The organism is Duganella dendranthematis, from assembly GCF_012849375.1.
Taxonomy (GTDB): Bacteria; Pseudomonadota; Gammaproteobacteria; order Burkholderiales; family Burkholderiaceae_D; genus Rugamonas; species Rugamonas dendranthematis.
Genome location: NZ_CP051684.1, coordinates 1,516,600 through 1,538,284, shown reverse-complemented (window position 1 = coordinate 1,538,284; position 21,685 = coordinate 1,516,600). Strand labels below are relative to the sequence as shown.

Annotated in this window: 22 protein-coding genes; 14 read left to right on the top strand and 8 right to left on the bottom strand. The window is 66.9% G+C overall.

Annotated elements, in window-relative coordinates; translation table 11 throughout:
- Positions 1 to 23: 23 nt before the first annotated feature.
- The gene (locus tag HH213_RS07125; RefSeq protein WP_169111722.1) at positions 24 to 1,367 is read right to left on the bottom strand and encodes an aspartate aminotransferase family protein; all 1,344 of its coding nucleotides are present in this window, start codon (positions 1,365 to 1,367) and stop codon (positions 24 to 26) included.
- A gap of 98 nt (positions 1,368 to 1,465) precedes the next feature.
- Between HH213_RS07125 and HH213_RS07120 the strand changes: the two genes are divergently transcribed.
- The 4 genes from HH213_RS07120 (at position 1,466) to HH213_RS07105 (ending at position 6,111) form a co-directional block, all read left to right on the top strand.
- Positions 1,466 to 2,032 carry a carboxymuconolactone decarboxylase family protein gene (locus tag HH213_RS07120; protein WP_169111720.1) on the top strand — a complete coding sequence of 189 codons (567 nt, stop codon included), beginning with the start codon at positions 1,466 to 1,468 and terminating at the stop codon, positions 2,030 to 2,032.
- 88 nt (positions 2,033 to 2,120) lie between these two features.
- Positions 2,121 to 2,840: a (2Fe-2S)-binding protein gene (locus HH213_RS07115; RefSeq protein WP_169111718.1), complete on the top strand. Its 720-nt coding sequence runs from the start codon at positions 2,121 to 2,123 to the stop codon at positions 2,838 to 2,840.
- 11 nt (positions 2,841 to 2,851) lie between these two features.
- On the top strand, positions 2,852 to 3,880 hold the full coding sequence (locus HH213_RS07110) for an FAD binding domain-containing protein (RefSeq protein WP_169111716.1): 1,029 nt from the start codon (positions 2,852 to 2,854) through the stop codon (positions 3,878 to 3,880).
- The gene (locus HH213_RS07105; RefSeq protein WP_169111714.1) at positions 3,877 to 6,111 is read left to right on the top strand and encodes a xanthine dehydrogenase family protein molybdopterin-binding subunit; all 2,235 of its coding nucleotides are present in this window, start codon (positions 3,877 to 3,879) and stop codon (positions 6,109 to 6,111) included. The genes HH213_RS07110 and HH213_RS07105 overlap by 4 nt, the downstream gene beginning before the upstream one ends.
- Before the next feature lie 10 nt (positions 6,112 to 6,121).
- Here HH213_RS07105 and HH213_RS07100 read toward each other — a convergent pair whose 3' ends face one another.
- The 3 genes from HH213_RS07100 to yjgA all read right to left on the bottom strand — a co-directional run bounded on the left by HH213_RS07100 (position 6,122) and on the right by yjgA (position 8,059).
- On the bottom strand, positions 6,122 to 6,787 hold the full coding sequence (locus tag HH213_RS07100) for an alpha/beta hydrolase (protein ID WP_169111712.1): 666 nt from the start codon (positions 6,785 to 6,787) through the stop codon (positions 6,122 to 6,124).
- Positions 6,784 to 7,380, bottom strand: coding sequence for a molybdopterin adenylyltransferase (mog, locus tag HH213_RS07095; RefSeq protein ID WP_110845670.1), 597 nt, complete (start codon positions 7,378 to 7,380; stop codon positions 6,784 to 6,786). Before mog ends, HH213_RS07100 begins: the two co-directional genes overlap by 4 nt.
- 67 nt (positions 7,381 to 7,447) lie before the next feature.
- The gene (gene yjgA / locus HH213_RS07090) at positions 7,448 to 8,059 is read right to left on the bottom strand and encodes a ribosome biogenesis factor YjgA (protein WP_110845245.1); all 612 of its coding nucleotides are present in this window, start codon (positions 8,057 to 8,059) and stop codon (positions 7,448 to 7,450) included.
- A 94-nt stretch (positions 8,060 to 8,153) separates the two neighbouring features.
- Here yjgA and pmbA point away from each other — a divergent pair, with 94 nt between their 5' ends.
- Positions 8,154 to 9,506: a metalloprotease PmbA gene (gene pmbA / locus HH213_RS07085; protein WP_110845244.1), complete on the top strand. Its 1,353-nt coding sequence runs from the start codon at positions 8,154 to 8,156 to the stop codon at positions 9,504 to 9,506.
- On the opposite strand, the gene HH213_RS07080 is transcribed toward pmbA, so the two are convergent.
- The 4 genes from HH213_RS07080 to paaX form a co-directional block, all read right to left on the bottom strand.
- Entirely contained in the window at positions 9,503 to 9,943 is a 441-nt protein-coding gene (locus HH213_RS07080) for a hypothetical protein (protein ID WP_169111710.1), read from the bottom strand. The genes pmbA and HH213_RS07080 overlap by 4 nt on opposite strands.
- Before the next feature lie 172 nt (positions 9,944 to 10,115).
- Entirely contained in the window at positions 10,116 to 11,240 is a 1,125-nt protein-coding gene (locus HH213_RS07075) for a hypothetical protein (protein WP_169111708.1), read from the bottom strand.
- A 96-nt stretch (positions 11,241 to 11,336) separates the two neighbouring features.
- Positions 11,337 to 12,470 carry a M14 family metallopeptidase gene (locus HH213_RS07070; RefSeq protein WP_169111706.1) on the bottom strand — a complete coding sequence of 378 codons (1,134 nt, stop codon included), beginning with the start codon at positions 12,468 to 12,470 and terminating at the stop codon, positions 11,337 to 11,339.
- A gap of 119 nt (positions 12,471 to 12,589) precedes the next feature.
- Complete coding sequence (paaX, locus tag HH213_RS07065; protein ID WP_169111704.1) at positions 12,590 to 13,552, bottom strand: phenylacetic acid degradation operon negative regulatory protein PaaX; 963 nt, start codon at positions 13,550 to 13,552, stop codon at positions 12,590 to 12,592.
- Between the two features lie 147 nt (positions 13,553 to 13,699).
- On the opposite strand from paaX, the gene paaA reads away from it, so the two are divergent.
- From paaA to paaK, 9 genes are read left to right on the top strand one after another with little or no spacing between them, the layout of a single operon-like run.
- Positions 13,700 to 14,680 carry a 1,2-phenylacetyl-CoA epoxidase subunit PaaA gene (paaA, locus tag HH213_RS07060; RefSeq protein WP_169111702.1) on the top strand — a complete coding sequence of 327 codons (981 nt, stop codon included), beginning with the start codon at positions 13,700 to 13,702 and terminating at the stop codon, positions 14,678 to 14,680.
- Positions 14,681 to 14,690: 10 nt separating this feature from the next.
- On the top strand, positions 14,691 to 14,975 hold the full coding sequence (gene paaB, locus HH213_RS07055; protein ID WP_169111700.1) for a 1,2-phenylacetyl-CoA epoxidase subunit PaaB: 285 nt from the start codon (positions 14,691 to 14,693) through the stop codon (positions 14,973 to 14,975).
- A gap of 9 nt (positions 14,976 to 14,984) precedes the next feature.
- On the top strand, positions 14,985 to 15,737 hold the full coding sequence (gene paaC, locus HH213_RS07050; protein WP_169111698.1) for a 1,2-phenylacetyl-CoA epoxidase subunit PaaC: 753 nt from the start codon (positions 14,985 to 14,987) through the stop codon (positions 15,735 to 15,737).
- 13 nt (positions 15,738 to 15,750) lie between these two features.
- A complete protein-coding gene (paaD, locus tag HH213_RS07045; protein WP_169111696.1) occupies positions 15,751 to 16,437 on the top strand; it encodes a 1,2-phenylacetyl-CoA epoxidase subunit PaaD in 687 nt (228 codons plus the stop codon).
- 5 nt (positions 16,438 to 16,442) lie between these two features.
- Complete coding sequence (paaE, locus tag HH213_RS07040) at positions 16,443 to 17,522, top strand: 1,2-phenylacetyl-CoA epoxidase subunit PaaE (protein WP_169111694.1); 1,080 nt, start codon at positions 16,443 to 16,445, stop codon at positions 17,520 to 17,522.
- Between the two features lie 13 nt (positions 17,523 to 17,535).
- Positions 17,536 to 18,345 carry a 2-(1,2-epoxy-1,2-dihydrophenyl)acetyl-CoA isomerase PaaG gene (gene paaG / locus HH213_RS07035; protein WP_169111692.1) on the top strand — a complete coding sequence of 270 codons (810 nt, stop codon included), beginning with the start codon at positions 17,536 to 17,538 and terminating at the stop codon, positions 18,343 to 18,345.
- A gap of 1 nt (position 18,346) precedes the next feature.
- A complete protein-coding gene (paaH, locus tag HH213_RS07030) occupies positions 18,347 to 19,927 on the top strand; it encodes a 3-hydroxyacyl-CoA dehydrogenase PaaH (protein ID WP_169111690.1) in 1,581 nt (526 codons plus the stop codon).
- Complete coding sequence (gene paaI / locus HH213_RS07025; protein WP_169111688.1) at positions 19,920 to 20,351, top strand: hydroxyphenylacetyl-CoA thioesterase PaaI; 432 nt, start codon at positions 19,920 to 19,922, stop codon at positions 20,349 to 20,351. The genes paaH and paaI overlap by 8 nt, the downstream gene beginning before the upstream one ends.
- A gap of 13 nt (positions 20,352 to 20,364) precedes the next feature.
- Positions 20,365 to 21,675, top strand: a complete 1,311-nt coding sequence (gene paaK, locus HH213_RS07020; protein ID WP_169111686.1) for a phenylacetate--CoA ligase PaaK — start codon at positions 20,365 to 20,367, stop codon at positions 21,673 to 21,675.
- Positions 21,676 to 21,685: the final 10 nt, after the last annotated feature.

Below are 21,685 nucleotides of genomic sequence, written 5' to 3'. Positions count from 1 at the left end.
GCGGGGGCTGACCCCATGCGGGGTCAGACCCCTGTGAAGGTGGCGGGGTTCAGCGTTGCATGCAGGGTGTCGGCCAGTCGGCTGGTGATTTCCGCCAGCTCCGCCTCGGTGGCGATGAAGGGTGGCGCAAGCAGGATATGGTCGCCGTGGCGGCCGTCGATGGTGCCGCCCATCGGGTAGATCATCAGGCCGCGCGCCATCGCTTCGTCCTTGATCACCGCATGCAGGCGCCGGGCCGGATCGAACGGCGCCTTGCTGTCGCGGTCCGCCACCAGTTCCAGTCCAATCAATAGTCCGCGCCCGCGGATGTCGCCCACATGCGGGTGATTGCCGAACGCCTCGCGCAGCATGCGCCGCAGCGCCGCGCCGCGCACCGTGACGGCACCCAGCAAGCAATCCCGTTGTATCACTTTCTGCACCGCCAGCGCGGCGGCGGCGGCCACCGGGTGCCCCATGTAGGTGTGCCCGTGCAGGAAGGCGCCGCTGCCGTCGCGCAGGCGCTGGACGATGGGCGCGCGCGCCAGCACCGCGCCGATCGGCTGGTAGCCGGCGCCCAGGCCTTTGCCCAGCACCACCAGGTCGGGCAGCACACCTTCCTGTTCAAACGCGTACAGCGTGCCGCTGCGGCCCATGCCGCACATGACTTCATCGAGTATCAACAGCAGCCCGTACTGGTCGCACAGCCGGCGCACACCACGGAAGTATCCCGGCGTGGGCGGCACGGCGCCGGCGGTGGCGCCGACCACGGTTTCGGCGACGAAGCCGATCACCTTATCGGCGCCGGCGGCCAGGATGGCGTCTTCCAGTTCCTGCAGCAGGGCCGCGGTGTAGTCGTCGGTGCTCTGGCCATCGGCGCGGCCGCGGTATTCGTAGCAGGGCGAGATGCGCGGGACCTCGATCAGCAGTGGCGCGAAGGGCTGGCGGCGCCATGCGTTGCCGCCCACCGCCAGCGCGCCCAGCGTGTTGCCGTGGTAGCTCTGGCGGCGGGCGATGAAGGTGGTGCGCTGCGGCTGGCCGGCTTCCAGCCAGTACTGGCGCGCCAGTTTGAGCGCGGTCTCCATGGCTTCCGAGCCGCCCGACACCAGGTAGACCTGATCGAGGTCGCCGGGGGCGTCGGCGGCCAGCCGCGCGGCCAGTTGTTCGGCGGCGTCGCAGGTGAAGAAGGCAGTGTGGGCGTAGGCGTTACGGTCGATCTGGGCGTGCATGGCGGCCAGCACGTCGGGATGGGCATGGCCCAGCGAGGAGACGGCGGCGCCGCCGCTGGCGTCGAGGTAGGTGCGGCCGTCACGGTCGGTGATGGTGATGCCGGTGGCATGCGCGGCGACCGGCGGCACGCGGCGCGGGTTGCGGTGGATGATGTGGCTCATGGCGTCCTTTCGTGGTGGGGTGCAGACTGCCGACGATAGCCGGGTTTTGCCGGACGCTTTTTGATGTATGCCATGATGAGGTCTTTGAGGGAGGCAGCATGGAGGATCGCAGTGTGGATCGGCTGGGACCGATCGCGTTTGCCGACATGAGCGCGGCGCAGCAGGTGGCGGCGCAGGCGGTGATCGACGGGCCGCGCGGGGCGCTATATGGGCCGTTCGTGCCCTTGATCCGCTCGCCCGAGCTGATGGCGGCGGCGCAGAAAATGGGCGAGTATCTGCGCTACCGCAGCGCGATCGGCACGCGGTTGACGGAGCTGGCGATCCTGGTGACGGCGCGGCAGTGGAGCCAGCCGGTGGAGTGGGCGATCCATGCGCCGATCGCGCGCGATTACGGCATCGGCGAGGCGGTGATCGCGGCGATCGCGGCGCGTGAGCAGCCGCAGGGGCTATTGGCCGACGAGGCGCTGGTGTACGCGTTTTGCATGCAGCTGCAGCGGCAGCAGCGGGTCGATGACGCCACCTACGCGGCGGCGCTGGCGGCGTTCGGCGAGCAGGGCGTGGTGGACCTGATGGGCATCAACGGTTACTACACGTTTCTGGCGATGGTGATGAATGCGGCGCAGACGGCCGCGCCGCCGTCCGCTGTGCCGCTGCTGCCGGAGTAAGCGTCGGCGCCGTTGTTTACGTTAGTGAGCGCACGGAGCGGGCGGGCCGGCGGCGCATAATCGGCAGACCATTCCAGGAGGAGCCGTTATGCCCGATCCACTTGACGTCCGCCCCGCCGCGGGCCCGTCCGACGACGCGCAGGAGGCCGGGCCGGCGCCCGCGCTGTCGCGGCGCGGCTTTATCCAGAGCGCGCTGGCCGGCGCCGCGCTGAACGCCGCCCCGCGCACGGTCGGCGCTGCGGCCAAGCCGGCAGTACCGGCTGCGGCTGCCCCGGCGCCGGTGCCGGCCGCGCCGCCGCAGCCGGTGCGGCTCAACATCAACGGCAAGGATTACCAGCTGGCGCTGGAGCCGCGCGTGACGCTGCTCGACGCGCTGCGCGAGACCATCGGCCTGACCGGCACCAAGAAGGGCTGCGACCGTGGCCAGTGCGGCGCCTGCACGGTGATGCTGGACGGGCGGCGCGTCAATTCCTGCCTGACGCTGGCCGTCATGGCGGAAGACCGCAAGATCGTCACGGTCGAAGGGCTGGGCGCGGGCAACGACGCGCTGTCGCCATTGCAGGCGGCCTTCATCGCGCATGACGCCTTCCAGTGCGGCTACTGTACCCCCGGTCAGCTGTGTTCCGCCACCGCGCTGCTCGGCGAGCTGCGCGCCGGCGCCGCCAGTGCGGTCACGCCCGACGTGCGCGGCCGACCGGCGCTGACCGATGACGAAATCCGTGAGCGCATGAGCGGCAATATCTGCCGCTGCGGCGCTTATCCCAACATCGTGCGGGCGATCCGCATCGTGGCCGCCGGCCAGGCCTGAGGGGGACTCACATGCAATCGATTTTTGTCGACCGCGCCACCGATGTGGCGCATGCGCTGCGGCTGGCGCAGCAACCGGGCGCGCGCTTCATAGGCGGCGGCACCAATTTGCTGGACCTGATGAAGGGTGATGTCGAGCAGCCGGCGCGGCTGGTCGATATCACGCGCATGGGGCTGGACCGCATCGAGACGCTGCCGGGCGGCGGCCTGCGGGTCGGCGCGCTGGTGCGCAACAGCGATCTGGCCGACCATGACCTGGTCCGGCAGCTTTATCCAATGCTGGCGCAGGCGCTGCTGGCCGGCGCCTCGGCGCAGTTGCGCAATATGGCGACCACCGGCGGCAATCTGCTGCAGCGCACGCGCTGCCCATACTTCACCGATGTCGCCTTTGAGCATTGCAACAAGCGCGTGCCCGGTTCCGGCTGCGCGGCGCAGCGCGGCGTCAACCGCATGCACGCGGTGCTGGGCGCCAGCGACGCCTGCATCGCCGTCCATCCGTCCGATATGTGCGTGGCGCTGGCGGCGCTGGAGGCGACCGTGGTGGTGGCCTCGGCCAGCGGCGAGCGGCGCGTGGCGATGGCGGATTTCCACCGGCTGCCGGGCGCGGCGCCGCAGTTCGACACTACGCTGGCGCCGACTGAACTGATAACGGCGGTGGAGCTGCCGCCGTCCGCGTATGGCGCGCACTCGCATTACCTGAAACTGCGCGACCGCGCCAGTTATGCGTTCGCGCTGGTGTCGGTGGCGGCGGGACTGGAGATGGATGGGGCGACGGTGCGTTCGGCGCGGCTGGCGCTGGGCGGGGTGGCGCACAAGCCGTGGCGGGTGGCGGCTGCCGAAGCGGTGCTGGCCGGGCAGCCGGTCAGCGCGGAGCGCAGCCGGCAGGCGGCGCAGCTGCTGCTGGCCGGCGCGCGCGGCTTCGACGGCAACCGCTTCAAGATCGAACTGGCGCAGCGCGCGGTGGTGCGCGCCATCAGCCGGGCGGCAGCTGGCACGGCGCAAGCCGGCGGCAATGGAACACTGACGGGAGAGCGGGCATGAGCGAGGCAAAGCAGGACGCGGTGGTGGGGCGCGGCATGGACCGTGTCGACGGCCGGCTGAAGGTGACCGGCATGGCGCCGTTCACCGCCGAGCACAAATTGCCACGGCTGGCGCAGGCGGTGATGGTGCAGAGTACGATCCCGAAGGGGAAGATCGCCGCCATCGACACGGCGGCGGCGGCCGGCATGCCGGGTGTGCGGCTGGTGCTGACGCACCGCAATGCGCTGCGGCTGCCCAAGCCGAAACCGCCCGATGCCAAGGACCAGCCGCCGCCGGTCAAATTGAACCTGCTGCAGGACGATGTGGTCAATTACAACGGCCAGCCGATCGCGGTGGTGGTGGCCGATACGCTGGAACAGGCGCAGGCGGCGGCGCGGCGCGTCAAGGTGCGCTATGCGCCGGCCACCGGCGCGCAGGCGGCGCTGCTGGACTTCCGGCAGGCGGCGCGCCATCCGCACCGGCCGAAGGATCAGCCGGACCGGCCCAACGACAGCAACCGCGGCAACGTCGCCGCCGGACTCAAAGGTGCGGCGGCGACGGTGGATGCGGTGTACACCACGCCGCTGGAGAACCACAATCCGATGGAGCCGCACGCCACCATCGCGGCATGGGATGGCGACAGCCTGACCTTGTACGATTCGACGCAGAACGTGTCCGGCGTGAAGAAGAGCGCGGCGCGCACCTTCGGCATCGCGCCGGCGCAGGTGCGGGTGATCTGCCCGTTCGTCGGCGGCGGTTTTGGCAGCAAGGGGACGGCGTGGTCGCACGTGATGCTGGCGGCGCTGGCGGCGCGCCAGGCCGGCTGTCCGGTCAAGCTGGCGCTGGAGCGCACCCAGATGTTCGCGCCGGTCGGCGCGCGGCCGATGACGGAACAGCATGTGCAACTGGGCGCAGCGGCGGACGGCGCGCTGGCGGCGGTGCGGCATGCGTCGCTGTCGAGCAGCGCGGTGCAGGATGAATTCGTCGAGCCGTGCACGCTGCTGACGCGCATGCTGTATCAGGCGGCGCACGCGCAGACGTCGCAGCGGCTGGCGGTGCTGAACCTCGGGGTGCCGACCTATATGCGGGCACCGGGCGAGTCGAGCGGCAGCTTCGCGCTGGAGTCGGCGCTCGATGAGCTGGCCTACTCGCTGAAAATGGACCCGCTGGCGCTGCGGTTGCGCAATTACGCCGAGAGCGATCCGGACAAGCATCTGCCGTGGTCCGGCAAGGCGCTGCGCGAATGCTATCGCGATGCGGCGGCGCGCTTCGGCTGGTCGCGCCGCAACCCGGAGGCGCGTTCGATGCGCGCCGGCGAGCAACTGGTCGGCTGGGGCATGGCGACGGCCACCTATCCGGCCAACCGGCAGCCGGCCAAGGCCTCGGCCACGCTGCTAGCGGACGGCACGGCGGTGGTGCGCAGCGGCACGCACGATCTGGGCACCGGCACCTACACGGTGATGAGCCAGGTGGCGGCCGACGCGCTCGGACTGGCGGTGGACAAGGTGCGGTTCGAACTGGGCGACACCACGCTGCCGGAAGCGCCGGTGTCGGGCGGCTCGATGAGCGTGGCCAGCGTGGGGCCGGCAGTGCAGGCCGCATGCATGGCGGTGCGCGCCAAGGCGATCGCGCTGGCGGTGGCCGACCGCGATTCGCCGCTATATGGGGCCGATCCGGCGGCGGTGACGGTGACGCAGGGCTGGCTGGCGCAGGGGGACGGCAAGCGCGATGTGGTGGCGGCGGTGATCGCGCGTCACGGCGGCCAGCCGTTGCAGGCCGACAGCCAGTCGGCGCCGGGCGACGAGAAGAAGCAGTATTCGATGCATTCGTTCGGCGCGGTGTTCGTCGAGGTGCTTGTGGACCCGGAGCTGGGAACGATCCGCGTGCCGCGCGTGGTGGGCGCCTATCACGTCGGCACGGTGCTGAACGCCAAGACCGCCCACAGCCAGCTGATCGGCGGGGTGGTGTGGGGCTTGGGCATGGGGCTGATGGAGGCGTCCGAGCTGGATCCGCCGAGCGGCCGGGTGGTCAACGCCAACCTGGCTGATTATCATGTGCCGGTCAACGCCGATATCGGCGAGATCGATGTCAGCGTGGTCGATGTGCCGGACCTGACCTTCAATCCGCTGGGCGCGCGCGGTATCGGCGAGATCGGCATCGTGGGGGTGGCGGCGGCGCTGGCCAACGCCGTGTATCACGCCACCGGCAGGCGCGTGCGCAAGCTGCCGGTGCGGCTGGACGACCTGATATAGGCGATGCCGGTTACAGCACGCGCTTCAACCAGGCGCTGATGTCGTCCACTTCCTGCTGGCACAGCGAGTGCTGCATCGCGTATTCGTGCCATTCGACGTTGTAGCCCCAGTCGACCAGCAGGTCGCGCGAGGCGGTGGCGCGGGCGATCGGGATCACCGGGTCCATGCGGCCGTGCACCAGGAAGATCGGCGTGGCCTTGCTTTCCGGCGTGTGCTCGGCGGCGGCTTTGGGCGCGATCGGCACGTAGCCGGACAGGCACAGCAGGCCGGCCAGCTGGGTTTTCTGGCGCAGGCCGGTTTGCAACGTCATCGCGCAGCCTTGCGAGAAGCCGGCCAGGATGATGCGCTCGTTGGGGATGCCGCGCGCGTTTTCACGCGCCATCAGCGCTTCGACCTTGACTTGCGAGGCGCGCAGGCCGGCTTCGTCTTCCTGGCGGCCGAGGTCGGTCGCGATGATGTCATACCAGGCGCGCATGACGTAGCCGCCGTTGACCGTCACCGGCATGGTGTCGGCATTCGGGAAGATGAAGCGGATGGCCGGCAGGCCGGCCAGGTCGAGTTCCTGCAGCAGCGGCACGAAGTCGTTGGCGTCGGCGCCCAGGCCGTGCATCCAGATGACGGCGACGGTCGGGTTGGGGCCGGTTTCTTTTTCGATGGTGTGCAGCAGTTGGCTCATGCTTGTCCTTGGGCGGGGCGAATGGCGGATTTGGGACGGAAGGCCTTGCACACGGCCGGGTCGGTTTCCATGTAGGGGCCGCCGATCAGGTCGATGCAGTAGGGCACGGCGGCGAAGATGCCGCCCACCAGCGTGGCGCCGTCGGCGTCTTTGAGGCCGCCCAGCGTTTCGGCGATGGCTTTCGGCTGGCCCGGCAGGTTCAGGATCAGCGCGGCGTGATCGGCGCTTTCGCGGATGACGGCGGTCTGGCGCGACAAAATCGCGGTCGGCACGAAATGCAGGCTGATCTGGCGCATCTGTTCGCCGAAACCGGGCATTTCCTTGGTGCCGACGGCCTTGGTGGCCTCGGGCGTGACGTCGCGGCGTGACGGGCCGGTGCCGCCGGTGGTCAAAATCAGGTGGCAGCGCACGGTGTCGGCCAGTTCGGTCAGCGTGGCTTCGATCTGCGGCTGCTCGTCGGCGATCAGGCGCGTTTCGACGCGGAACGGCGTGGTCAGCGCGCGCGCCAGCCAGTCCTGCAGCGCCGGCAGGCCCTGGTCCTGGTAGACGCCGCCGCTGGCGCGGTCGGAGATCGACACCAGGCCGATCACCAGCGGCGTATCGGCAGCGGCGGCGGCAGCCGCAGCGGTGCCGGTGGTGCCAGTGGCAGCGGTTGCGGTATTACTCGTCATCGGCTTCGTGACCGTCTGCGTCGCCTTCGGCGTCGTCACCATCCTTGGCGGCCTTGCGCTTGGCGGCGTCCAGCTGTTTGAGGATCTGGAAGATTTCGCGGTAGGCTTTCGGCGGCTTGTTCTCGGCCTGCTCTTTGCGGGCGTTGCGGATCAGCGTGCGCAGGTGCTGCACGTCCAGTTCCGGGTGGTCCGACAGCAGCGACGTCAGGGCGTTGTCGTCGGTCAGCAACTTGTCGCGGCGGCGTTCCAGCGCGTGCATGGCCGAGGTTTCGGCCTTGGAGGCGCCTTTCCAGCCGTCGATGGCGGCCTGGATCAGGCCGATCTCGGTCTCATCCAGCGTGCGCATCTTTTTGCCGACAAACTGCATCTGGCGGCGGCGGCCTTCGTGGTTGGTGATGGTCTGGCACATCAGGATGGCTTCCAGCACGTCTTCCGGCATCGGCACGCGTTTGACGCGGTCGCGCGGGGCTTCGACCAGGGTTTCGCCCATCTTTTGCAGGGCGTTGGACTGGCGCTTGGCCTCGGATTTGGAGGGGCGTTCGTATTCTTCTTCGAATTCCGTCGAGCTGAAGCCGACCGCGCCGCGATTTGGATTTACCATAATATCAACTTTCGTGCGGACGCGTGGCCGCGCCCTTAAACTGTAAACGGCTGCTATGATAACTGTTTTAGCGGCCACCCGAAGAAAACAGCCCATGAGCGATACCCATTTTACCCACACCCAGGACCAGTTGAAGCAGCTCGCACGCGATGTGCTGGGCTATGCCAAAGCGCAGGGCGGCACCGATTGCGCCGTCGAAATCAGCGAAGGCAGCGGCCTGTCGGTGTCGGTGCGCAAGAGCCAGATCGAGACGATCGAGCAGAATAAAGACAAGGGCATGGGCGTGACCGTGTTTATCGGCCAGCGCCGCGGCAATGCGTCGACCTCCGATTTTTCGCCGGCCGCGCTGAAAGCCACCGTGGAAGCAGCGTACAACATCGCCCGCTTTACTGCCGACGACGATTGCGCCGGGCTGGCCGATGACGACCAGCTGGAAATGCAGCCGCGCGATCTGCAGTTGTTCTATCCGTGGGAGATCGCGACCGCCGACGCGGTGGCGCTGGCGCAGCGCGCCGAGGCGGCGGCGTTTGCCGTCGATCCGCGCATCACCAATTCGGAAGGCGCCGGCGTGCATGTGCAGCAGTCGCATTTTGTGGCGGCCAATTCGCGCGGCTTCATCGGCGGCTATCCGTTCTCGCGCCACACGCTGTCGGTGGCGCCGATCGCCGGCAAGGGCAAGCATATGCAGCGCGACGACTGGTATTCGTCGGTGCGCGATGCGTCCAAGATGTCGACGCCGGAGGCGATTGGCCGTTATGCGGCCGAGCGCGCGCTGGCGCGGCTGAACGCGCGCACCATCGATACGCGCACTTGCCCGGTGCTGTTCGAGGCGCCGCTGGCGGCCGGCCTGCTGGGGGCGTTTGTGCAAGCGACCTCGGGTGGAGCGCTGTATCGCAAGTCGACCTTCCTGCTCGATTCGCTGGGCAAGCAGGTGCTGCCGAAGCATGTGCAGATTCATGAGGATCCGCATGTGATCGGCGCGGTCGGTTCGGCGCCGTTTGATGAAGAGGGCGTGCGCACCGTCAAGCGCGATGTGGTGAAGGATGGCGTGGTGCAGGGGTATTTCCTGTCGACCTATTCGGCGCGCAAGCTGGGCATGAAGACCACTGGCAATGCCGGCGGTTCGCATAATCTTTCGCTGACGTCGTCGCTGACCAAGCCTGGGGATGATTTTGCTGGCATGTTGCGCAAGATGGGCACCGGCTTGCTGGTGACTGAGCTGATGGGCTCGGGCACCAATTATGTGACCGGCGATTATTCGCGGGGCGCGGCCGGTTACTGGGTCGAGAATGGCGTGATCCAGTATCCGGTCGAGGAGATCACCATCGCCGGCAATATGAAGGATATGCTGGCGCAAATCGTTGCGGTGGGTAACGATGTGCTGGTGCGCGGCACCAAGCAGACCGGCTCGATCCTGATCGAGAATATGGTGGTGGCCGGCGGTTAATCGGTACTGCGGCGGGCGCGGCGCCGGCGGTTGATGCCGGGGCGCCGTGGCTGGTCGCCGGCGGCAGCGCGCCAGGCGCTGGCCTGCGTCCACGGTTCGGTGTAGTTGCGGCGGACGTAGATGTCGCGCCAGGCGTTGCGCACGCTGCCGCAAACTTCTGTGGCCCACGCGCTCGGCGTGGTGATTTTTCCTTCGGCCATCAGCAGGTCGCCTTCTACTTGGGCGAAGTGGCATAGCCTGCGGTGCGTGATGCGCAGGCGGGTGCCGTGCGGCAGAAATAAATCCTTCCATTGGTAACCGCGATCAGTCGGCTGGCCGTATTCACGCGCCATCCATTCCTTCAGCGCGATCAGCGTGATTTCTTCCCGTGAGCGCAGGTCTTCGCGTTTGCGCATCTGGTAATAAAGCTCCGTATATACATGGTGGGTTTGGTCCATGGTGGGTGCCTATTTTCGCCTATTTCTGCCTGCGGATTGCCTGAATTTGTAACTGTTAGACCGGGCGGCTCAGAGGGAAGTTCCGTGAAGTGCGCTGAAAAAATAGGCATTCGACAGGCGAAAATAGGCAGAAATAGGCACCGGGTGGAGAGGACAAACCCTATGTATATACTCAGATACATAGCTTGCTGATTGGCTGGCCGCAGGCGATGAGACGGCCGACGTCCGGGTTGCTCAGGTACTCCAGATGGGCGGTATCGGGGCGCTCTAGCAGGCCCAGCCATGTGGGCGCGTTGGAGACGATGATGTTATAGACCGTGATGCCATCCTGCGCATACTTCTCGTCCTCCAGCGTGTACGACAGCAAATCATTCGGATCGGTAAAGGCCACCAGCGTCAGGTGGCGATCGATTGCGCGGCGCTGGCCGGCCTGCCGCTTGCGCAACAACAATTGCAGACTATCGGGCGGCGCCACAGCCGCAACGCCGGCCTCGGTCAAAGGCTGATCGGCCAGCGACAGCAGCGGAATCTGATTGGCCGCCATCACCAGAAAGCGCATGCGGTCCACCGCCTGTTGCGCCACCCGCGCCGCGGTCGAACCAGCCGGCTCCTCCGTCATGCGCAACAGCGTGTCGAACAAAATCTTGCTGCCCATGCTGTGCGCGATCACCACCAGCGGCACATCGGCCCGCGCCGTCGACAACACCTGCAAGACCGCCTCGCGCATGCGCTGCTGGATGTTATCGCGCGCCACGCCCTGGTAAATCAGTGCATCGGGCAGGCAATCGTCGATCAGGCCATCCTTGAAGCGCGCATTGAGCCGGGCGCGGGTGTACGGATAGGGCGGCGCGCCTGCGCATAGCGACGATTTGCCGCTCTGGTCGTAGCACAACTGTCGCTTGAGGTCATTGGTCAATGGCGACCAGATCAGGGCATCAAAGCGCAGCCGGCCGGCGGGCGTGGACACCGTCGACGGCACGATCTCGACGGTGGCGGTGGCGGTGGCCGTGGTAGCGGCCGCGCGGCGCGCGCCGGGGGCGGTGGTGGCGTCGGCCAGCGCGCGCGCCAGTTGCGGCACCACCTCGCCGGCCCAGTTGGCGTCATGCGTGCAAATGCCGTGCACCAACAGCACATCGGCCTCGCGACCGTCGGCCTGCGCGGCCAGATCGATCAAACCAGGAAAGGTTGCCGGCGGCACCAGCGGAGGACGATAGGGCGTGCTGCAGGCTGGCAGCAGCAAGGTCAGCAGCAGGGGCAGCAAAGGCGCCGCGCGGCGCAAGCAGGAAAGGCGTGACATGATGGACCTCCGAACACGGCGCGCAGATGCGCCGTTTGAGGTCCAGTGTATTTTTCCCTGCGCCGTCCGCTTTGTGACGCCGCAGGGAACATGGGCTTACTGCGCCTGGGCCAGCAGCGATTGCAGCACAGGCTGCAGGATGGACTTGCCCAGTTCGGCGCTGCGGGCGCCGTTCCAGCCGGTCTCGGCGTCCGGATCGTTGGTGTTGTCCTTGAACGGCATCTCCAGCGTCAGCGACAGGCAGCCGAACGCGTGGGTGATGTGCGGCGAACCCATGGTCAGCGTCTCCGGCGTGTACGGCGTTTCGCCGTAGCCGAACTCATCCTGGAAGTCCGGGCTGGCGATCAGGAAGTTGTCGATGAAGTATTGCTGCGCTTCGGCCTGATCGGCGGTGAAGGTCGGCAACGACTCGCTGCCGGCCACGAACACGTATGGCAGACCTTCGTCGCCATGGATGTCCAGGCACAGGTCGACGCCGACTTCGTGCATCTTCTGCTTGACCAGGAACACTTCCGGACTGCGCTCCATGGTCGGGTTCAGCCATTCGCGGTTGAGGTTGGCGCCGGCGGCGTTGGTGCGCAGGTTACCGCGCACCGAGCCGTCCGGGTTCATGTTCGGCACCACGTAGAACACGGCTTCCTTCAGGCACTGGCGGCCGAACGGATTGGCCGGGTCCAGCAGCGCTTCGACAAAGCCTTCGACAAACCACTCGGCCATGGTCTCGCCCGGGTGCTGGCGGGCGATGACCCAGACCTTTTGCTCCGCTTCCGGATCGCCGATGACCAGCATATTCAGGTCGCGGCCGTCGATGGTGTTGCCGAGGTCCACCAGCTTGACCAGCGGCGACAGCTGGGCGTTGTCCAGCAGCGACAAGTGACGTTCCCACGAGTACGGTTCGAAATAGGCGTAGTAGACGCTGTCGTATTCCGGCGTGTGATTGATGGTCATGGTCTGGCCATCGTAGCTGGTCGGCACGCGGAACCAGCTGTCGCGGTCGTAGCTGGCCACGGCCTGGTAGTCTTTCCAGCCGTCCGGATAGGCGGCGCCGCCGGCGTTCAGGAAGTTCATGCGCAATGGCGTACCCTGCGCGCCCTGCACGCGGTAGTAGAACCACTGCACGATGTCGGCGTGGGAATCCTTGCGGATGTTCAGGTCGATGGCGGCCGGATCGTCGGCGCGGACCACTTCGATGGCGCCGGCGTCGAACTGCTGGCTGATTTTGATAGGCATGGCAGGAATCCTGGTGAATTCGATGAAAAGAGTCGCTCACGCTTGTGGCGCGGAGCCGACATGATACAGGCTTGCGCCGCGCCGCGCCCGGATTTCGGCCTGCCGCTGCGGGGTTCGCCTCAGGCCAGCCCGCCGAAGCGGTCGAAGAAGGCGGCTTCGGCGCGCGGGGCGGCGGCGTCTTCGCGGCGCAGCGCGCTGTCGACATGCTGCTCGGCGGCGACGTAGACCAGCTGGTAGATCTGCCGCGCCAGCTCGTAGGCCAGCGCGCCCGGCCACGGCGTCGGCAGCAGCTCGACCGGCAGTTGCGGATCGTGCAGCTGGACCCGGCGGTAAGCGTGGATCAGCAGCGTGCGCACCACGAACGCTTTTTCCGGCGTCAGCGGCTGGTCGCAGCCGTCGTCCTGCGGCGGCACGCCGGCCGCCAGGTCGGCGCTGGCGCGCAGCGCCGCCAGCAGCGGCTCGAACTGGGCGATGAACTTGCTGTAGCCGGCCGCCACCGCCGCCACGTCCCAGCCGTCGGCCACCAGATCGCTGAGCGGACGGGCGCTGACCTGGCGCATGGCCTTGCCCTGCACCACGAACAGCTTGCCGGCCACGCCCAGCCGCTTGAGCAACTCGTCGAGCGCCGGGCCGTCGGCGGCCGGATGGCCCATGATGCCGGGCGCGATCACGCTATAGCCTTCCCACAGCAATTCCTTGCGCACCGCCGCCCGCTCGGCCGCGTTGAGCGCGCCGTCGCCGTTCAGCACCAGGGTCCAGCTGCCGTCCCAGTGCACATTGGGCGGCGCGTAGATGCGGCGGTAGGCGTGCACGAAGCGCGCCATGGCATCGGGCGTGATGGCGTAGGAGGCGCGGCGACCGTCGCGCTGGGCGCCCAGCCAGCCTTCCTGCGCCAGCCGGAACACCGAGGTGCGCAGCAGGCGGTCGTTGACGCCGAACGGCGCCAGCAGGTCGATCAGGCTGCCGAGCCAGACCATGCCGCCGTGCGGCACGATGGCGTCGCCGAAAATCGTCACCACCAGCGACTTCGAACGCGGCGGGTCGGTGGCGAGAAATCCGGCGATCCAGTCGTTGCAATTCATAAGCGGCTTACTATTCTGACCATAGAACCCGTAGTTTACTTGGCCGCGCGCCCAAAATTAACGCGACGCATTAAAATAATGTGACACAAAAAAACTGTAGCTAAATCAAAATACGTATCGTATTATGTGGTCAAACAGGAGACAGCCATGTACGCACAACTGGTAGAAACCGGCCTCAAGCAAGTTCGCACGGCGGCCGACATGAGCGCCGACGAGCAGGCCTTCCAGGCCCGCATCGACGACGGCGTCAAGATCGAGGCCAAGGACTGGATGCCGGACGCTTACCGCAAGACGCTGATCCGGCAGATTTCCCAGCACGCACACTCGGAAATCGTCGGCCAGCTGCCCGAGGGCAACTGGGTGACGCGGGCGCCGACCTTGAAGCGCAAGGCGATCCTGCTGGCCAAGATCCAGGACGAAGCCGGCCACGGCCTGTACCTGTACAGCGCCGCCGAAACGCTGGGCGTGTCGCGCGACGAACTGCTGGCCGCGCTCCACAGCGGCAAGGCCAAATACTCCAGCATCTTCAACTACCCGACCCTGAGCTGGGCCGACATGGGTGCCATCGGCTGGCTGGTGGACGGCTCGGCCATCATCAACCAGATTCCGCTGTGCCGCTGCTCGTACGGGCCGTACGCGCGCGCCATGATCCGCGTCTGCAAGGAAGAATCGTTCCACGCCCGTCAGGGCTACGACATCATGCTGGCGCTGTGCCGCGGCACGCCGGAGCAGAAAGCCATGGCGCAGGACGCGCTGAACCGCTGGTGGTGGCCGTCGCTGATGATGTTCGGGCCGTCGGACGCCGAATCGGTCAACAGCGCGCAGTCGGCGCAATGGCGCATCAAGCTGTTCTCCAACGACGAACTGCGCCAGCGCATGGTCGATCAGACCGTGCCGCAGGCGGAATTCCTTGGCCTGACGGTGCCCGATCCCGAGTTGAAGTTCAATGCCGCCACCGGCCACTACGAATTCGGCGCCATCGACTGGAGCGAATTCCATAACGTCCTGAAGGGCAACGGCCCGTGCAACCGCGAACGCCTGCAAACCCGCGTCAAGGCGTGGGACGACGGCGAATGGTTCCGCGACGCGCTGGTGGCCCACGCCGACAAACAACGCGCCGCCGCATAAGGAGACAAGCATGAGCAAAGAATGGCCACTGTGGGAAGTATTCATCCGCAGCCAGCACGGGCTGGCGCACAAACACGTCGGCAGCCTGCACGCGCCGGACGCCGCAATGGCGGTCAACAACGCGCGCGACGTCTACACCCGCCGCAATGAAGGCGTCAGCATCTGGGTGGTGCGCGCCGCCGACATCGTCGCCAGCAGCCCGGCCGACAAGGGCGCGCTGTTCGAGCCGTCCAACAGCAAGGTGTACCGCCACCCGACCTTCTTCCCGATGCCGGAAGAAGTCAGGAACCTGTAAGGCGCCGCCATGGACAACAAGGTGAATTATCTGCTGCGCCTCGGCGACAATGCGCTGATCCTCAGCCAGCAGCTGTCGCAATGGTGCGGCAAAGGGCCGGCGCTGGAGGAAGACATGGCGCTGACCAACGTCGCGCTGGACCTGCTGGGCCAGACGCGCCTGTGGTACGAGTACGCCGCCGAACTGGAAGGCGCCGGCCGCGACGAAGACAAGCTGGCCTACCTGCGCGACGCTCACGACTTCAAGAACTGCCTGCTGCTGGAGCAGCCGAACGGCAATTACGCCGACACCTTGGTGCGGCAGTTCTACTTCGACACCTGGCACTACTTCGTGATCGAAGGCTTGACGCGCAGCAGCGACGCCCGCATCGCCGCCATCGCCGAGAAATCGCTGAAGGAAGTGACCTACCACCTGCGCCGCAGCGGCGATTTGATCGTGCGGCTGGGCGACGGCACGGAGATCAGCCACGCGCGCACACAGGCGGCGGCCGATGCGCTGTGGATGTACAGCGGCGAAGTGTTCGCCTACGACGCGGTGGACGAGGCCATGGTCGCCGCCGGCGTGGCGCCGGCCGCCGATGAACTGCGCGCGCAATGGCTGGCGCACGTGGCCGAGATTTTTGCCGAAGCCACGCTGGTGATGCCACCGGCTGACGCCTGGATGCAGAAGGGCGGCAAGCAAGGCCGCCACAGCGAGCACCTGGGCTTCATCCTGGCCGAGATGCAGTTCCTGCAGCGCGCCTATCCCGGCGCCGAGTGGTAAGCGCGCGCCAGCCATGAAAGCCGCCGCCACCGCCATTGCCGCAGCCGCGCCGGCCGTCCGCAGCGCCGCCAATGCCGCCCGTCGCACCGCCGCCGGTGGCCCCGAGGCCGCCGAGTCCACCGCCGCCGTCGCCTCGGCCAAAGCCGGGGCCCATGCTGAGCAAATCTGGACGTGGCTCGGCGAAGTGCCCGATCCCGAAATCCCGGTCATCAGCATCGTCGACCTGGGCATAGTGCGCGACGTGCGCGTGTCCGCCGATGGCGCGTGCGACGTCACCATCACGCCCACCTACTCCGGCTGCCCGGCCATGCAAGTCATCGCCGACGCCATCACCGACGCGCTGCACGCGCACGGCGTGGCGCAAGTCCGCCTGCACAATCAAATCTCGCCCGCCTGGACCACCGACTGGATGAGCGACGCCGGCAAAGCCGCGCTAAAAGGCTACGGCATCGCCCCGCCGGCGCAGCAGGTGATCGACATCAGCGGCCTGCGGGCGGGGAGCCGGAGCGCGGCCGGGCGCAGCGCCGCCGCTGCCGCCGTCGCCGTCGCCCGCCGCGCCGTGGCCGCACCAATCGTCGCCTGCCCGCACTGTGGCTCGCAGCACACCGAGATCACCAGCCAGTTCGGCTCCACGCCTTGCAAGGCGCTGTACAAATGCCTGGACTGCCGCGAACCGTTCGATTACTTCAAGTGCCACTGACCGCCATGAGCAAATTCCACCCGCTGACCATCGCCCATGTGCGCAACGAAACGCGCGACACCATCGCCGTCACCTTCGCCGTGCCCGCCGAACTGGCGTCCAGCTTCCAGTACCAGCAAGGCCAGCACCTTACCCTGCGCGCGCAGATCGGCGACGAAGACGTGCGCCGCTCCTACTCGATCTGTTCCGCCGTGCAGGATGGCGCGCTGCGCGTGGCCATCAAGCGCACGCAGGGCGGCCTGTTCTCCAGCTGGGCCAACGACACGCTGCAAGTGGGCCACACCATCGACGTCATGCCGCCGTCGGGTCACTTCAATGTGGCGCTGGACGCCGCCAACAAAAAGCACTACCTGGCGTTCGCCGCCGGCAGCGGCATCACGCCGATCCTGTCGATCATCAAGACCACGCTGGCCACCGAGCCGGAAAGCCAGTTCACGCTCTTCTACGGCAATCGCGCCTCGTCGTCGGTGATCTTCAAGGACGAACTGTCGGACCTGAAGGACACCTACCTCGAACGCCTGAAAATCGCCTACGTCATGAGCCGCGAGCAGCAGGACATCGACTTGTTCAACGGCCGCATCACCAAGGAAAAAGCCGCGCAATTCCTCAAATACTGGGTGCGCGCGGAAGACATCGACGTCGCCTTCATCTGCGGCCCGGAAGACATGATGCACGGCGTCTCCGAAGCGCTGCAGGAAGCCGGCATGCCGAAATCGCAGATCAAGATCGAACTGTTCGCCGCCAGCATCCCGAAACACGCGCACCAGCCACGTGCCGCGAGCGCCGCCGCCGCGCACCAGCACACCGAAGTCACCGTCATCATGGACGGCAACGCCGCCAGCTTCACCATGGAGCAGGACAAGGAATCGCTGCTGGACGCCGGCCTGCGCGCGGGTCTCGACATGCGCTACTCGTGCAAGGGCGGCGTGTGCTCGACCTGCCGCTGCAAAGTCATCGAAGGCAAAGTCGATATGGACGTCAACTACGCGCTGGAAGACTACGAAATCGCGCGCGGCTATGTCCTCAGCTGCCAGAGCTTCCCCACCACCGCCAAAGTCGTCATCGATTTCGACCAGGCCGAATAAAAACGGAGACACCATGGACTACCAGAACATCCTGTTCGACATCAGCGACGGCATCGCCACGCTGACGCTCAACCGCCCGGATAAACTGAACAGCTTCACGCAAGCCATGCACGACGAAGTGCGCCACGCGCTGAAGCGCACCGCTGCCGCAGCCGCCGACGGCAGTGTGCGCGTGCTGGTGCTGACCGGCGCGGGGCGCGGCTTCTGCGCCGGCCAGGACTTGTCCGACCGCGCGGTGGGACCAAGCGCCGCCGGCGCACGTCCGGTTGATCTGGGCGACTCGGTGGAAAAAAACTACGCGCCGCTGGTGCAGGCGCTGCGCGCGCTGCCGCTGCCGGTGATTGGCGCCATCAACGGCGTCGCCGCCGGCGCCGGCGCCAACATCGCGCTGGCCTGCGACATCGTGCTGGCCACGCAGTCCGCCTCGTTCGTCGAAGTCTTCTGCAAACTGGGACTGATCCCCGACACCGGCGGCACCTACTTCCTGCCACGCCTGGTGGGCAGCGCGCGCGCCATGGGCATGGCCATGCTGGGCGAAAAACTGACCGCCGACAGGGCCGAAGCCTGGGGCCTGATCTGGAAAGCTATTCCGGACGACGCCTTCGCCGCCGAAGTGCAGGCGATGGCGCGCCACTTCGCCAGCGCGCCGACCAAGGGACTGGCCTTCACCAAGCAGGCCTTGTATGCCAGCGCGCAAAACAGCCTGCAACAGCAGCTGGCGCTGGAGTGCAACATGATGAGCGAGCTGGGTCGCAGCGACGACTACCGCGAAGGCGTGGCCGCCTTCATGGAAAAGCGCGCGCCACAATTCAAGGGGCGCTGAGATGGCGGCCCTGCATACTGAACGCGCGGTCGCCGTCATCGGCAGCGGCGCCATGGGCGCCGGCATCGCCCAGGTGGCGGCGGTGGCCGGCTACACGGTACACCTGTACGACACGCGTCCCGAGGCGGTGGCCAAGGCCATCTCCGACATCGCCGCCGCGCTGAACAAACTGGTCGCCAAGGAGCGCATGAGCGCCATCGACTGCGCTGCGGCCATCGCGCGCGTGCGCGCCGCCGTCACGCTGGACGCGGTGGCCGGCGCCGGCCTGGTGGTGGAAGCCATTGTCGAAAACCTCGACGCCAAGCGCGCCTTGTTCGCGCAACTGGAAGCCATTGTCGGCGACGACTGCATCCTGGCCACCAATACCTCCTCCATATCCGTCACGGCGATTGCAGCGGGACTGCGCTTGCCAGGGCGGCTGGTGGGCATGCACTTCTTTAATCCGGTGCCGCTGATGGCGTTGTGCGAAGTGGTCAGCGGCCTGGCGACCGACGCCGGCGTGGCGCAGACCGTGTACGACACCGCTGCCGCCTGGGGCAAGAACCCGGTGCACGCCAAATCGACGCCGGGCTTCATCGTCAACCGCGTGGCGCGGCCGTTCTACGCCGAGGGCTGGCGGCTGCTCAACGAGCAGGCCGCCGATGCAGCTACCATCGACGCCGTGCTGCGCGAGGCCGGCGGCTTCCGCATGGGGCCTTTCGAGTTGATGGATCTGATCGGCCATGACGTCAACTTCTCGGTGACGCAATCGGTGTTCAACGCCTACTTCGGCGATCCGCGCTTTACGCCGTCGGTGCTGCAACAGGAGATGGTCAACGCCGGCTTCCTCGGCCGCAAAACCGGACGTGGCTTCTACCGCTATGGCGATGATGCAGTCGCGCCGCGAGCACAGGCCGAAGCGCCGCAGCCAAAGCCCGAGTATGTCAGCTACACCATCGAACAGGGAAGCGCGGCGCACGCGGTGGGCCGCGCCGTGGTCGATGCGCTGGCAGCCCGCCTGCGCGCGGCCGGCATCGACATCACGCACCGCAAGACCCCGGAGACGATTCGTCCCGCCGGGGCGCATGACGACGCGCCGGCATTCCACTGTAACGGCGCCGCCATCTATCTGACCGACGGCCGCAGCGCCACCCAGCGGGCCAGCGACAATCACCATCCCGATACCGTGCTGTTCGACCTCGCACTGGACTACGGCAGCGCCAAGCGCATCGCCATCACCTGCGCCGACCAGTGTTCGCCTGCCGCTTACCACGCCGTGGCCGGGCTGCTGCAGGCTGCCGGCTTCACCGTCACGCGGCTGGACGACGTGCCCGGCATGGCCGTCATGCGCACCGTCGCCATGCTGGCCAACGAAGCGGCGGACGCCGTCAACCAGGGCGTATGCAGCGCCGCCGCCGCCGACATCGCGATGCAGAAAGGCGTCAACTACCCGCGCGGCCCGCTGGCCTGGGCCGACGCCATCGGCATTGAGCACATCGTGCGCGTGCTGGCCAATTTGGCCACCAGCTACGGCGAGGACCGTTACCGCGTCTCGCCGCTGCTGCGCCGCAAGCAGGTGAGCGGAGGGCGCTTCCATGAATAAGCCGATCGATCCGCAAGCGCTGGCCGAAGCGGTTGGCGCGGCGATGTATGCGCGCGATCCCGCTTCGCAATCGCTCGGTATGACGCTTGACGCCATCGCCCCCGGCTATGCGCGCATGTCGATGCCGGTGCGGGCCGACATGCTGAACGGCCACGCCACCTGCCACGGCGGCTTTATCTTCACGCTGGCCGACAGCGCCTTCGCCTTTGCCTGCAACAGCCATAACCACGTCACCGTGGGCGCCGGCTGCAGCATCGACTACCTGTCGCCGGGCCGCGAAGGCGACGTCCTCACCGCCAGCGCCACCGAACAGACGCTGGCCGGCAAGAGCGGGATCTACGACGTCAACGTCAGCAACCAGGACGGCCGCACCATCGCCCTGTTCCGCGGCAAATCGCACCGCATCAGCGGCGAAGTCATATAACGAGGAGACACCGATGGTCCAACGTATTCCCGAACCATCCGACCTGGAGCCGATCGAACGCGCCAGTCGTGACGAGCTGCAGGCCTTGCAGCTGCAGCGCATGCAATGGTCGTTGAAGCACGCCTACGACAACGTGCCACATTACCGCGCCGCCTTCGACGCCGCCGGCGTCCACCCGGACCAACTGCGTACGCTGGCCGACATCGCCAAATTCCCGTTCACCACCAAGAAGGACTTGCGCGACAACTATCCCTTCGGCCTGTTCGCCGTGCCGCAGGATCGCGTGGTGCGTGTGCACGCATCGAGCGGCACCACCGGCAAGCCGACCGTGGTCGGCTACACGCAGAACGACATCGACACCTGGGCCAACATGGTGGCGCGCTCGATCCGCGCAGCCGGCGGCCGGCGTGGCGACATGGTGCACATCTCCTACGGCTATGGCCTGTTCACCGGCGGCCTGGGTGCACACTATGGCGCCGAGCGTCTCGGCTGCACGGTGATTCCGATGTCCGGCGGCCAGACCGAAAAGCAGGTGCAGCTGATCCAGGACTTCAAGCCAGCCATCATCATGGTGACGCCGTCCTATATGCTGAACATCATCGAGGAATTCCAGCGCCAGGGACTCGATCCGGCGGCCAGTTCGCTCAAGGTCGGCATCTTCGGCGCCGAGCCGTGGACCGACGCCATGCGCGCCGAAATCCAGCAGCGCGCCGGCATCGACGCGGTGGACATTTACGGCCTGTCGGAAGTGATGGGCCCCGGCGTCGCCAGCGAATGCATCGAGAGCAAGGACGGCCCGGTGATCTGGGAAGACCACTTCTACCCGGAGATCATCGATCCAGAAACCGGCGACGTGCTGCCGGACGGCGAGGAGGGCGAACTGGTATTCACCTCGCTCAGCAAAGAAGCGCTGCCCATCATCCGCTACCGCACGCGCGACCTTACGCGGCTGCTGCCGCCGACGTCGCGCGCCATGCGCCGCATCGGCAAGATCACCGGCCGTTCGGACGACATGCTGATTATCCGTGGCGTCAATGTCTTCCCGACGCAGATCGAAGAACTGATCTGCAAGATGCCGAAACTGTCGCCGCAATACCAGCTGGTGGTGACGCGCGACGGCCACCTCGACAAGCTGGAAGTGCTGGCAGAACTGCGTGCCGACACGGTTCCCGGCGACGTCGAAGCGCTGGCGAACGAACTGCAGCAGCGCATCAAGACCAACGTCGGCGTCAGCACCAAGGTCCGGCTGCTGCCGCCCAACGGCATCGAACGCACGCTGACCGGCAAGGCGCGCCGCGTGGTCGACCAGCGTCCGAAACATTAAAGGAGACACC

Excerpts from the sequence above, each read along its gene's own strand:
- HH213_RS07125 (WP_169111722.1), bottom strand. The coding sequence starts at position 1,367 with ATGAGCCACATCATCCACCGCAACCCGCGCCGCGTGCCGCCGGTCGCC.
- HH213_RS07120 (WP_169111720.1), top strand. The coding sequence starts at position 1,466 with ATGGAGGATCGCAGTGTGGATCGGCTGGGACCGATCGCGTTTGCCGAC.
- HH213_RS07115 (WP_169111718.1), top strand. The coding sequence starts at position 2,121 with ATGCCCGATCCACTTGACGTCCGCCCCGCCGCGGGCCCGTCCGACGAC.
- HH213_RS07110 (WP_169111716.1), top strand. The coding sequence starts at position 2,852 with ATGCAATCGATTTTTGTCGACCGCGCCACCGATGTGGCGCATGCGCTG.
- HH213_RS07105 (WP_169111714.1), top strand. The coding sequence starts at position 3,877 with ATGAGCGAGGCAAAGCAGGACGCGGTGGTGGGGCGCGGCATGGACCGT.
- HH213_RS07100 (WP_169111712.1), bottom strand. The coding sequence starts at position 6,787 with ATGAGCCAACTGCTGCACACCATCGAAAAAGAAACCGGCCCCAACCCG.
- yjgA (WP_110845245.1), bottom strand. The coding sequence starts at position 8,059 with ATGGTAAATCCAAATCGCGGCGCGGTCGGCTTCAGCTCGACGGAATTC.
- pmbA (WP_110845244.1), top strand. The coding sequence starts at position 8,154 with ATGAGCGATACCCATTTTACCCACACCCAGGACCAGTTGAAGCAGCTC.
- HH213_RS07080 (WP_169111710.1), bottom strand. The coding sequence starts at position 9,943 with ATGGACCAAACCCACCATGTATATACGGAGCTTTATTACCAGATGCGC.
- HH213_RS07075 (WP_169111708.1), bottom strand. The coding sequence starts at position 11,240 with ATGTCACGCCTTTCCTGCTTGCGCCGCGCGGCGCCTTTGCTGCCCCTG.
- HH213_RS07070 (WP_169111706.1), bottom strand. The coding sequence starts at position 12,470 with ATGCCTATCAAAATCAGCCAGCAGTTCGACGCCGGCGCCATCGAAGTG.
- paaX (WP_169111704.1), bottom strand. The coding sequence starts at position 13,552 with ATGAATTGCAACGACTGGATCGCCGGATTTCTCGCCACCGACCCGCCG.
- paaA (WP_169111702.1), top strand. The coding sequence starts at position 13,700 with ATGTACGCACAACTGGTAGAAACCGGCCTCAAGCAAGTTCGCACGGCG.
- paaB (WP_169111700.1), top strand. The coding sequence starts at position 14,691 with ATGAGCAAAGAATGGCCACTGTGGGAAGTATTCATCCGCAGCCAGCAC.
- paaC (WP_169111698.1), top strand. The coding sequence starts at position 14,985 with ATGGACAACAAGGTGAATTATCTGCTGCGCCTCGGCGACAATGCGCTG.
- paaD (WP_169111696.1), top strand. The coding sequence starts at position 15,751 with ATGAAAGCCGCCGCCACCGCCATTGCCGCAGCCGCGCCGGCCGTCCGC.
- paaE (WP_169111694.1), top strand. The coding sequence starts at position 16,443 with ATGAGCAAATTCCACCCGCTGACCATCGCCCATGTGCGCAACGAAACG.
- paaG (WP_169111692.1), top strand. The coding sequence starts at position 17,536 with ATGGACTACCAGAACATCCTGTTCGACATCAGCGACGGCATCGCCACG.
- paaH (WP_169111690.1), top strand. The coding sequence starts at position 18,347 with ATGGCGGCCCTGCATACTGAACGCGCGGTCGCCGTCATCGGCAGCGGC.
- paaI (WP_169111688.1), top strand. The coding sequence starts at position 19,920 with ATGAATAAGCCGATCGATCCGCAAGCGCTGGCCGAAGCGGTTGGCGCG.
- paaK (WP_169111686.1), top strand. The coding sequence starts at position 20,365 with ATGGTCCAACGTATTCCCGAACCATCCGACCTGGAGCCGATCGAACGC.